The sequence below is a fragment of the Natrinema hispanicum genome (assembly GCF_900111485.1).
GTDB classification, from domain to species: Archaea; Halobacteriota; Halobacteria; order Halobacteriales; family Natrialbaceae; genus Natrinema; species Natrinema hispanicum_A.
On sequence record NZ_FOIC01000045.1, the window covers coordinates 1 to 11,143 of the forward strand.

The window sequence follows — 11,143 nt, forward strand, 5'->3', positions numbered from 1 at the left end:
GATGCACAGAAAATCCACGACCAACGACCGATACTACAGGAGACGCTCGCAACCGCTACACAACCGAGGGGTGAGGCTTAGCTAAAGACGCATGGAGGCTACACTTACTTCACGCTCCAGGTATTTCAGCGGGATTCTCATAGAGTCTCCCTCAGTCAAAGCCAACAAAACAGGTTTATCGAATGGAGAAAATACCACGCTAGATTTTTCTGAGTACAATCCCCCAGTTTATACTGGGGAGGTCGCCGCTTGACACACCACTAACCACCCAATCAGACGGTCCACCTCCCCCATATCGAAGTGCCGGATGGCCATCGCGGTGTTTTTGTAACCACAATATCCACATTCAACGGGAGGCGTCCGAATTGCCCTTTCAGGGCGGTTCACCAGTCACCGCCTCCTCTCTCCCTGGCTGAGACATCACCCACTCCTCTCCAGGGGGTTCTCCGTTCACTCGAAATTATAGAACCGCTTGAAATCTTGCTCTTGAGCGGTCGGTAACACTGCATTCCTCACCCCACCGCTAAGTACCGTCCCAAACGTCGAGTAACTAGTTCTCAGCCTCCTCAATAGTCGGATAGAGGGTAAAGCTTCGTTCGAGCATCCTCCGCTGTGAACTGCCAGTCAACGGTAACATCGGTACTTCCCGACTGGTGTGAGAGCTGGAGCTAAAGCGTTGATTTCATGAGGAAAATATCTAGTTGAGAGAACGTGTTCAATATCCCTCAGCCAGACGGTGTTCTTTCGGACTCGGACGTGAAAGATTTAGCGGAAGACGTCATCTGCCAACTCCCTTTGCCAGGGATCGAGGGCTCGCCCCTCGATCCCGGCGATATCTGGGCTGTTGTCATTCTTGCAGCAGTCAATCAGACGTCCATCTAGGAGACGTGCAAGGACAACGACAACGCTGTCTGTGACGATACTGTCATGGCCTGGTACAACATACGCTCAACCGAGAGTGGCTTGAGCGGGTTGCTAACCGCCTTCTCAGGCAGGTAGCGATGACGATTTCGAACCTGATCGGTCGAGGATCATCTCCATTGACTTCGCCGATAACCCCTACCACCATCCGTGTTCGGTTAACGAGCGAACACGAATGATGACTATTCAATAGTATCTCCCGTCCGTGAGACGTAGCCACTCGAGGAGCCCGGTTCTGTTAGCTTGAACTCCTGCCGAACGATAAAAGAGAGTCTTCCTCACCTAGGTTGACTTCTCGTATCGGTCTCCGACACTTCGATAAGAGGGAGTGTGGGCTGTCTGCCGAGTGGAGGTGTGTCAAACGGCAACTCCCTCGTCACAATATAGTTACTATAATTACACATTTCCACTGGCTAATATTTGAGGGCGTAGGCTTCGAGGACGGCCTGTCCAATTTTGAATTTCCGGCACGAGTCCCGGTTCACGAAACGATCCCCTGGACGTAGATGTGCGCGTATGCGCCTGCCCACACGATAGAGAGCAGTTCACCGACACTCGATGAGATCGCATCCAAAACAGGAGGCACCAGAGCCAATCCCGTACCTAGCTCAGGGAGAACTGTTGGTATATAAATGCTGAGTGCACTACCAATGGTGATTACGACGATGAGCAAGAATTTTCGTCGGTAGTTCGTCGTGAGGCGCCAGCTAACCCGTAGTGATTCGATAGGCCCGTACTGGCCGATAACGCAGGCTTCCGGTGCGAACCAGAGCTTGAACAAAAGGAGAAGAAACGGCACGGCAAAGACGATCCCAACGGTCGCCGCTGCGACGGGAAAGCCGACCATCTCTACTGGATTGCTTAGGATAACACCGACAAGAACGAGTAGTGGAAGAGATAAGAGGAATGGGATCGTCATGATAAAAAATATGAGTAGAAGGATAACGCCAACTAACGCTGGAATCCGAGCAATACATCGATGCAGCCCCTCACGTATCGTGACAGGGTTGCCAGTCAGTTCTCCGGCGACAATCGTTCCCACGTAGGCTCGAATCAAGAAGACGAACGCGAACGCCGTTAGAGTCTCAAGCACGCCGATTACGGGTAGCGGGAGCACGTTGATGCTGTCCGTCTCGAGAAGTCGGTTGACGAGGATGATCACGCTTGCGAAGGCAACGATCGACGGATAAGATCGAAACAAGCGAACGGACCAGACGAGCGCGTCGAGGACGGTCCGATTAGTGGTCTTCGTCTTAATGTTTCGACATTCGAGACAGCCACACTCATCCATATCGTTTCGAGATTTGATTGCCGGTGGCATGTCTCACGTGATTATGCCGTTGACGGTAGAAGTGCTTTGGATCGCTGAATCGGTGTGTTTGCTCATTCGCCAGTGACGAATTGAGAGATAGATTCGCCGACTGCAAGCAAAATCGATGGGGGGCCGAGTAGCGAGGCGAAAGACTTGAACGCGCGTTTGAGACTCGGCCGGTCATCCTCGGTGCCGAGGAAGAGCAGCGTTGGGTCTTCAGAGACAACGAACACGCTCATCTCACGGCCTTTTTCGGAATAGCAGGTATCGGTGACTTTGATCACTCCGGCCGATTCGAGGTTTGTCAGGTGATAATGTACGTTTTGCACGCTCTGGTCGAGTTGTTCCGCGATCCGTGCTGGCGTCGCTGGCGTCTCATTAAGCAACTGGAAGATTTCGTAGGCGGTCTCGGAAGACAACGCTTCGATCACGTTTCGCATCGCGTCGTCGTCGAGACTCAGGACGGCGGGATTATCACTTCGTTCAACGGCGGCGTCTGTTTGTGTCGGAAGGAGTCGTGACATAGTTGCTGTTGAGTGTTGTGGGGTGAGTCGTTGAGATCTATTCTGATCTGTGGCCGTTCGAAATCATCGTATGTAGTTACTGATAAATGGTTATTCTGATACCGTGGAGATAGGTGAATCAGCGATCAATCGTAGGTAGTACGCTGTGTACACTGTATAGATGTACGCGAAGCCAACTGCCGACAGGACAATTCCGATCGGGAGTAGGACAGCTATTGGAACACCGAGATCGATCGGTAATACGTCAGCAGGCCCGGTTTCCGTCAATGTCAACTGGAGCAGGTACTCGGGGATAGAGAAGGCGTTCAACAGGATGACCCACACAAGCGAGAATCCGGTGACGCTTTTGAGGTTCGAGCGAACGAGAGCGATACTTCTCCGGAAGGAATCAGTAACGCTCTGGTCTTCAATGACAATTGCGGCATCATAAAACTGTACGAACATAATGACGACGAGGACGGACAACAGCCAGACGAGCAGAGAACCGACGCCTGCAGCGAAGGCGGCCATCTCGTGTATCGCAGCGAGTGGTATTAATCCGATACCGAGAACGAATCCGATGAGTCCGAGTCCGATGGCAGTTCCGAGGACAATAAGCACGAACAACACAGTTCCGAGTAGAAGTCGGAAGTAATGTGTCCTCGCTGCAGTAACAAATTGTGTGGCTGACGTGTTTGTTCCTTCGATCGCAGCTCGGGCGGTTTCGATGAAGCCACCGAGAACGAACGGGAAGACAATCAACCACGCGAGCGGTGCACCTACGGAAAGCAACGGTGATTCGTTCAGGTGCTCAACGTACTGTAGTTGGCTTCCGGCCCCGACGAGGAGGCCGGCGACGAGCAGGATCGGATTCGTTCGAAGGGCAGCGAATCCATCTTTGAATGCAGAGACTAGTACCATCGTATCCACGATTTACTCCCATCGCGTATTAGGTCGAACGTAGTATCAAAATCAGATTTAACCGTTTGAACTGTCTGGATCCGCTACTTTAGTGGAAACCACTTTGATTTAAGTCATTGGTTCCATCCGTCTTTAGCTAATACTCACAGTACTTTTATTTAGCCGTGATCTGTGGTCGAATTTCGCTCGGACACCTCGACAAAACGCCGAAGACACCAATCTTAGCGTTTCTTATCGCCTGGTTTCACGATTAACAGCGTCTCACCGGCTGGAATTGTTCTCCCCAATACCTTTAGTTATAGTCTAAACTTTGAATATTACTATCAGTCTTAGCTAAAGACGAATGGTGACTGTACTGGATCGGTTGTAAGTGTTATCTCAATGGAATTAAGTTGAGAGGATGACAGGTCTGGCCGGAATACGTACGGGGCAGAAATCAGGTATCCAGAGTATGACGGACGAGGACAGTACACGGGAAGCGGCTTACGCGGTGTTGACTGACGAGACCTGCGTTCGCATCCTCTTCGCGCTCGCGGACCGATACGACGAGGCATGGTCGTCTGAGTGGCCCACCTTCTCAGAGTTGCGCACGCAGGTCGGTGTGAACGACACGAGCCGCTTCAGTTATCACCTCACCGAACTCCAAGACGAGTTCGTCCGCAAAGTCGATGGGCGGTATCTGCCACGAGTGGCGGCTCTCGAAATCGTGGCCGCGATTCGGGCGGGCACATATGGCGAAGCTAGAGCTGGCGACGAGGAGAGCGACATCGACCAACGAGAAATAAACTGTGAGTGCCTGCACTGTGATCAAGCGCTCGTCGCGACCTACCGGAACCACCAGCTGTACGTCGGCTGTCCTGAGCATGGTGCTGCGGTCGCGTATCCCACGCCTCCACGGGCGGTCCGGAGCCGGACTGATAGACGAAGTCATCGACTGCTCGCTACGGAAACACGCTTGCGACGTGCGACTGCTTCGGGAGGGTGTCTGTCCACACTGCTGGGGAACTGCCAATTTGTCGTTTCCTCGCGACTCCGTCCCGGACACGTACCTCCTCGATGATGTACCGTACGCGACTGCAGCATGTGACATCTGCTGGTTGTCGTATCCGATCCCGATCGCACACACGATTCTCGGTCACCCTGCCGTCGAGACGCTATACGCCAACTGTGGGCTCGGACCACGGGACGCTCAACTCGGGCCACACGATCTGGCGCGAGTGAGTGACGTGTCTCTTTCCGAAAGAGACTCACCGGCTGCTCGAATCGTCGTCGAACTCAGAGACAACCAAGTGGTCTTCGATCTTGACGAGACCTGCAGTGTCCTCGATCACCGACGTTGATAGCGCTCGAAGTCGACTGTTTGTCTAACATCCTCACTCTGGTCTCCCATCGTGGAGACGGCTACGCGGATATGTCGAGCCGCGCCAGAAAGCACGCTGCTGTTCCGGATGTATCGGTGCATCCGACGATGCTGCCAGAGACGCCAGTGAGTGTGGGTTGCGGTGATTAGCGAAAACTGAGGAAGATATCACGCTGGTGCAACATCGGGAGAGTGCTGGCCGATGGGAAGGTCGATATCGATCTCATCGTACCACACAACCGGACGCTTTGCGCGACCGTTTTGCTCGAGTTCGACGAGTCCGTAGTCGGCAAGCTCGGTCACGTTCTCAGTGACTTCTGGCGGATGACGGCCGACAATTCGCGCGAGTTCACGAATACTGTCTGGCTCATGATCAGCGATCGCCTCGAGGAGTTCGAGATTCGTCGGCCGAAAGATTCGACCGAACGTCTCGAGGTCCTCCACGGAGAGCGTCGACGGCTTGGGGTCGACACTCTCGCCAGCATCGAGAGCAGCAAGCGTGTCTTCGAGATCGCTACGGTCGGACGACGAGTTGATACGGACGTGAAGTGTTTGGGTCATGGGTGTGGGATCGGTGTATTACCAGTCGGTTCGTTTGGCGAACGGAAGCGCCGAACGCCAAGCACGATACAGCGTCTGTAGTCCCGGATAGTCGGTCTCGTAGACCTCCGAGTCAAGATGCAGTTCGTGAATTCCGTGGTGGTTATCGAATCGGATGATTGGATCATCAGCGCCGGCGACGCCGTAGTGGAAGGCGTACTTGATGCCGTCTGGAAACTTCTCGGACTCGGGCACCGAAAGTACGCGGACACGGGCGACAGTACCATCCGAATAGGCTTCAATCTCGTCACGAACAACTGTGACGTCATCACTCATCCCTGTTTGTTAGTATGAGTCCTAACACGATAAGCGTTAGGGTTCTCCCTAACATAGCCTGAGGAATATGCGACCACGATCATTTGGTCGCGTTGCAAAGCCGTCTCGAGTTTGCCGCTGAGAGTCGCGGCGACACCTACTACAGACAGTGATACTGCGTTAGAATGGCGTGCACCGAGTGCACGTAGTTGAGAGAACGTTAGAGGTAGGCACTACTGACCGTCTACTCACCCACAACGCGAAACTCTAGACCACTTTGAGACGGCACAAAATAACTGCTCCAGCACTAGGTTTATACCGCTCGGCAGACTTCCTTCCAGTATGTGCCTCAAAGAGACAGTTGACTACCTCGCCGAGGAACTTGACCTCGAGCGAAGTGAACACGTCCGTGAGGTCGGTCAGTCGGTCGCAGAGCTTCGCGACTGATCAGAACATTTCCCTGAAGTCTCGCTCGACGAGTCCTTCCTCCAGATACGTGATAAACTCTTGTTTCGTTGGCCCTGGCTGATCGAGTAGATAATCCCGTTCAGCACGTTTGAGGACTGCCTGAGCGAATTCCGTACAGTGTGTTTCGTGCAGACTAGCGTACTCCGAGAGGGCCTCTCGCCAGTGCATATCCAGCTCGAATTCGGTTAGTCGGATTTGGATTCCGTCTTTCCGTTCGACGAGGTCAACGTCCAACTCTTCGAGTTTCTTGAATCGGAGATTATAGGTATTTGAGGTGGATCAGTAAAGCAGTCCTGTTTTCATCTGTCTTTAGCTAAACCTCAGCCCTCGGCTGTGTAGCGGTAGCGGGCCTCTCTTGGAGTATCGGTCGTTGTTGATGTCTTTTTGAGCGTCGTCGATCAGTTGATCCAGTAACTGTGACTCTCTCACTCGAAAAATAGGGTTTCTTCGGGTCGCCTACCGATCTTACGACTCCTCGTTCGGTTCCACCTCTTGATGTCAGGGTGAGTTGACTGATGCCTACAGAGACGATTTCTAGATGACGTTGAGACGGATGGTTAGTTGAATGAGTCTGAGTATGGGTCAAAATCATTATTGGAGTGCCATACGAGTAGTCAGAATGTCCATTCATGGTGCGGCCAACGCAGCAGCGCGAACGCGACCAGATGTCGGTAACGGAAGCCGACGAACATGAGAGTGAAGAGCAGACGTGTCCTGAATGCGATTCAGGCGCTCTCGTTGCTAGCAACGATAGTAACGAAATCATTTGTGAGGAGTGCGGCCTCGTTATCGAAGAGCAAAATATCGACCACGGTCCAGAATGGCGCGCGTTCAATCACGCCGAACGGCAGAACAAAAGCCGGGTTGGTGCACCCACAACCCAGACGATGCATGACAAAGGGTTGACCACCCAGATCGACTGGAAAAACAAGGACGCACACGGAAGATCGATCTCCTCAAAGAAGCGGAATCAGTTGCATCGACTGCGCAAGTGGCAAGAACGGATTCGAACCAAGGATGCAGGTGAACGAAACCTCCAGTTTGCGCTTTCGGAAATTGATCGCATGGCGTCGTCACTCGGTGTCCCCCGTTCTGTTCGAGAGGTCTCATCGGTGATCTACCGACAAGCGCTCAGCAATGACTTGATTCGTGGGCGGTCTATCGAGGGCGTCGCCACGAGTTGTCTCTACGCTGGCTGTCGCCAAGAGGGGATTCCGCGGAGTCTCGAAGAAGTGACTGAGGTCTCTCGCGTTGGGAAGAAAGAAATCGGGCGTACATATCGCTATATTGCCAAGGAACTCTCCCTCGAAATGAAACCAGCCGACCCCAAAGAGTACGTCCCACGGTTTTGTTCTGACCTCGAGGTAAGTGAAGAAGTGAAGATGAAGGCGATCGAAATTATCGATGAGTCTGCTGAACAGGGTCTGCTTTCAGGGAAGTCGCCAACGGGATTTGCGGCAGCAGCCATTTATGCGGCATCACTCCTCTGTAACGAGAAGAAAACTCAAAAAGAAGTCGCTGAGGTTGCACAGGTGACTGAGGTGACCATCCGAAATCGGTATCAAGAACAGATCAAAGCGATGGGTCTCAACTTACACTGAGGCTGAGGAAGAAATACACCACTGCTACGAAACGACTGACTGCTGCCAGACCGGCTACTCGTTGGCCGCGAACTCGCCGAGAACACGGTCACCGAACACAAGCACGAGTACTGCGCCGACCAGATCAAAGACAATGTCGAAGAACGTGTCTTTTCGGCCGTACGTGACGAGTATCGGCTCGAGATCAAAGCGTTTCGCCGTTGCGTGAATAGCATACTCGATGGTTTCCCAGACAAGCCCGAAACTGATGACAGCGGCAACGACCCGTCGGCCAGGATCACGATCCTTCCGGCGGCTGGCTACATAGACGATCCCGGCAAGAATCGACGAGGAATGTGCGTGTGTAAGGTGATCCCACCACCAGACGTCGTCATAGGGACCGAGCATGCCGACAGCATGAGTAACCATTGCAGTGTTCACATAGGCTCGCTGCCACGGCTTGAGTTTAACACCATACGCACGCGTGACGAACGTGGGAAGGTATGTGCCGATCGCCGCAACGACAGCATTGACAACTGCGCCTAGATTCCGGCGTCGGAGTCCGACGAGGAATACGGTGAGCAGCGTATATCTAGCCTCACGACCCACTCCCTGTTCAGCTGTCGACATCTTCTGTATACGATAGACTGACTACGCGGGCCACATAGCAGTATCGCCCCGGAGACGGACCCAGACGCCTCGGACAGTCTCAGTGGCACTCGTCCATCGTTCTCAGAGACAGTCATAGTCATGGGCACTCGATGCATGTTGACGACGGTCTGGCACGGGTTTTATCAGGGATGATGCGTGAGTCTGCTTGCGATTACCGTAGTTCGATACTGAGGAAGAGCCGCTAGTGAGGACTCCTAGTTTTAAGTGATATCCATGACTATCAGTGAGGCAAGAAGATAGGAGAATATACCCGCCGCTCATCGGTTTGGGTTGCAGGAACGGGGGCGTCAATTCGCCCCCTGAGTTGGCTACTCAATCCTGCAACCCGGATCGATATAAAAGTTTGCCTCTCGAGGAGCTGTGGCTCTGTCCAGCACGGCGTCTCGTCTCCTTCGAGAGTTGTCTCTCTCCCCAGCAGCATCGCGCCTCGACCGACAACCAGCAGTACACGACTACAACAACCCTCCATGACAATTGGAAAAGATCCGGACGCAGTTGACGCAGAAACGCCCACTGATCATGACGTTGCCGCCGCTCTTGGCTTCGACAGCGTCGATACGCACACCAGCACAGACCTGACGGCCCACGACGGTGATGATGAACTCCCGAGTCGCGCAGAGATGTGGGCCATCATCCAAGAGCAGTCACAGACGATCGACCGCCTCGAGGAGCGTGTCGACGAACTCCAGCAGGAACAAAACCGCGCCGATCGCAACCGAAAGGAAAATCGCCAGTCAACTCCACGAGGTCACCGAGTCGGTTGCCGATACCGACGAGACAGCTGACCAAGCAAAGGAAATCGCAAAGACTGCGAACGCAAACGCTGAGCAGGCCAAGTCGATCGCTGAGACCGGTGAAACTGCGTTCGACCGCGAAGATCCAGAGGAACTGCCTGGTGGCATCGATCCCTCGAGCAGTCCATTGGACTTCCTTGCGAACTGCCGCCAGCACCGCGTCAAAAAACACCTTGTCGACCAGGGGACGCCGCGGAAGAACCGATTCCGGGCACTCCTTGTGATGAAGCGCTGGAACGAGTTCGCAACCAAGCGCACGAACGGGAGCGGAATTTTCTGGACTCGAGACGATGTCCGGGATGCACTCACTGCAATCCTCGGAAAGCGTCCCCACGCACAAACACTCAAACGCGTGTGGGACGAGATGGTCGCGCTCGGAAGTTCGGATATCGATGTCACCGAGCGTCGTGTTTCTGCGAAACAGACGCCGACGGAGATCATCGCGATGGACATCGAGACTGCTGAGGGACTGCTCGAGGCCCGCTATCACCATCTCGAGTTGCTCGACTCGGATGGACAGGTCACTGGTGGCGTCACACCCGTTGTGTCCCGAACCAACATGGCGGGGGTGTGAGAGAACGGCTGAATCCATCCCGAGAGGGAGAATCTCTCTGACGTGCAAACGAACGGATTTGGTCGTCGTCTTCGTTCGACGACGTCGCCGCTATCGCTAGCTGCAGGTGTAGGAGAAGATCCTCCCTTTCAGAGACAGTGTTTGTCCCTCTAACGCTCATTCTGCAGTGATAGCTATGATCCCACTCACAACGGGTGTGATCATGACCGGTCAGTTATGATCTGCACGATCGCTCTTTCACAGGAGAAGATCGCGTGAGATCGACATGGTGAGATCCTGTCAAATAGAACGCCATGAATCACTGGGTAATATTATGAGAATTAAGAAAGTCTGATATGAATTCAATCAAAACGGTGACTTGGGCGTGGGGAGAGTCAGGGGGCAACGTCCTCACGCTCAGTCAGAGGCACATCTCAGACACACGGACCGTGTCGAATACTCGTCTCCGCACGAGTTGTCTGGGACAAACAGTACAACGTGGAGGGGTGGGGAGTGGCACTCGGTAACTCCGGCGGCACCCTGTCTCGAGAAGTGATTTCTGGTCAGAGTGTGTTACTCAACGAGCTCTGACTGTTCTTTGACCGTGAGTTCTGGATCGTTACCGAATTCTACAACAACTGTGTAGCCATTCTATGACGTCCTCACAGTTAGGGAACAAATTAATACTGCTGTGTTGAATAGTAACCGCTGAGTTGGGGTGAAGTGACACTGATTGTGAGCCTGTGAGTCTCAACCGCTCACAAGCCGATTCACAGTCTGCCCTCCCATCCAAGCACCGCTATTCAACAGAGCAATTAATACTTCTATGGGGCATATGACGGGTTGGCGCGGACAAGATGGGTCAACCTACACCCCTGTATCGTTGACCCTTCCTCGATCACAAGTCAGGGAACACTTGTCCACGCCGGCCGAGATCGGTACGTTCCACAAGATCCACAACTGGTTTCGTCCTCCGATCTCTGGTTTCGAGTGCCATCCGGCCTTCGAGAACCTCATGCTGGCCTTTGGCCGGCCTTTCTGTGAACTCGAGAGTGTATAGCTACTCAGTCTCGATATGAAATGTCTCGAGAACCATTGTCTAGTTCAGTGCCTCTTCGGTAGACGGCGAGAGTTGGGTGAATTGCCGTGTCAGAAGAGTGAAACAGTTAATCTGCGTTGAGGGAGTTTAAAATCACTTTTTGGC

The 11,143-nt window shown here is 53.4% G+C and carries 11 protein-coding genes and 2 pseudogenes; 6 read left to right on the top strand and 7 right to left on the bottom strand.

Translation table 11 applies throughout. From position 1 onward, the window contains the following. Positions 1 to 711 precede the first annotated feature (711 nt). Positions 712 to 1,066: pseudogene (locus BSG09_RS18515) on the top strand (ISH3 family transposase); the annotation flags it as partial. Between the two features lie 336 nt (positions 1,067 to 1,402). On the opposite strand, the gene BSG09_RS18520 reads toward BSG09_RS18515, so the two are convergent. The 3 genes from BSG09_RS18520 to BSG09_RS18530 all read right to left on the bottom strand — a co-directional run bounded on the left by BSG09_RS18520 (position 1,403) and on the right by BSG09_RS18530 (position 3,657). Further along, entirely contained in the window at positions 1,403 to 2,083 is a 681-nt protein-coding gene (locus BSG09_RS18520) for a hypothetical protein (RefSeq protein ID WP_092935810.1), read from the bottom strand. Between the two features lie 221 nt (positions 2,084 to 2,304). After that, a complete protein-coding gene (locus tag BSG09_RS18525) occupies positions 2,305 to 2,757 on the bottom strand; it encodes an ArsR/SmtB family transcription factor (RefSeq protein ID WP_092935792.1) in 453 nt (150 codons plus the stop codon). Positions 2,758 to 2,847: 90 nt separating this feature from the next. Next, positions 2,848 to 3,657, bottom strand: coding sequence for a DUF7847 domain-containing protein (locus BSG09_RS18530; protein ID WP_092935794.1), 810 nt, complete (start codon positions 3,655 to 3,657; stop codon positions 2,848 to 2,850). Between the two features lie 451 nt (positions 3,658 to 4,108). Between BSG09_RS18530 and BSG09_RS18535 the strand changes: the two genes are divergently transcribed. Both BSG09_RS18535 and BSG09_RS21900 read left to right on the top strand, forming a co-directional pair. Then, positions 4,109 to 4,717 (top strand): DUF7351 domain-containing protein, encoded by a 609-nt coding sequence (locus BSG09_RS18535; RefSeq protein WP_217650165.1) that lies wholly within the window; start codon positions 4,109 to 4,111, stop codon positions 4,715 to 4,717. Then, positions 4,620 to 4,997, top strand: a complete 378-nt coding sequence (locus tag BSG09_RS21900) for a DUF7351 domain-containing protein (RefSeq protein WP_449406708.1) — start codon at positions 4,620 to 4,622, stop codon at positions 4,995 to 4,997. Before BSG09_RS18535 ends, BSG09_RS21900 begins: the two co-directional genes overlap by 98 nt. Positions 4,998 to 5,185: 188 nt before the next feature. Here BSG09_RS21900 and BSG09_RS18540 read toward each other — a convergent pair whose 3' ends face one another. The 3 genes and pseudogenes from BSG09_RS18540 to BSG09_RS18550 form a co-directional block, all read right to left on the bottom strand. Continuing rightward, the gene (locus BSG09_RS18540) at positions 5,186 to 5,578 is read right to left on the bottom strand and encodes an HVO_A0114 family putative DNA-binding protein (protein ID WP_092935796.1); all 393 of its coding nucleotides are present in this window, start codon (positions 5,576 to 5,578) and stop codon (positions 5,186 to 5,188) included. Between the two features lie 18 nt (positions 5,579 to 5,596). Further along, positions 5,597 to 5,893, bottom strand: coding sequence for a toxin-antitoxin system TumE family protein (locus BSG09_RS18545; RefSeq protein ID WP_092935798.1), 297 nt, complete (start codon positions 5,891 to 5,893; stop codon positions 5,597 to 5,599). A gap of 426 nt (positions 5,894 to 6,319) precedes the next feature. After that, positions 6,320 to 6,601: pseudogene (locus BSG09_RS18550) on the bottom strand (hypothetical protein); the annotation flags it as partial. A gap of 368 nt (positions 6,602 to 6,969) precedes the next feature. On the opposite strand from BSG09_RS18550, the gene BSG09_RS18555 reads away from it, so the two are divergent. After that, positions 6,970 to 7,941 carry a transcription initiation factor IIB gene (locus BSG09_RS18555; RefSeq protein ID WP_092935800.1) on the top strand — a complete coding sequence of 324 codons (972 nt, stop codon included), beginning with the start codon at positions 6,970 to 6,972 and terminating at the stop codon, positions 7,939 to 7,941. A 54-nt stretch (positions 7,942 to 7,995) separates the two neighbouring features. On the opposite strand, the gene BSG09_RS18560 is transcribed toward BSG09_RS18555, so the two are convergent. Beyond that, a complete protein-coding gene (locus BSG09_RS18560; RefSeq protein WP_092935802.1) occupies positions 7,996 to 8,550 on the bottom strand; it encodes a hypothetical protein in 555 nt (184 codons plus the stop codon). 509 nt (positions 8,551 to 9,059) lie between these two features. On the opposite strand from BSG09_RS18560, the gene BSG09_RS21445 reads away from it, so the two are divergent. Together BSG09_RS21445 and BSG09_RS18565 are read left to right on the top strand one after the other, a co-directional pair. Continuing rightward, positions 9,060 to 9,377 (top strand): hypothetical protein, encoded by a 318-nt coding sequence (locus BSG09_RS21445; RefSeq protein ID WP_254799207.1) that lies wholly within the window; start codon positions 9,060 to 9,062, stop codon positions 9,375 to 9,377. Next, positions 9,265 to 9,960 (top strand): methyl-accepting chemotaxis protein, encoded by a 696-nt coding sequence (locus BSG09_RS18565; RefSeq protein ID WP_254799208.1) that lies wholly within the window; start codon positions 9,265 to 9,267, stop codon positions 9,958 to 9,960. The genes BSG09_RS21445 and BSG09_RS18565 overlap by 113 nt, the downstream gene beginning before the upstream one ends. Positions 9,961 to 11,143: the final 1,183 nt, after the last annotated feature.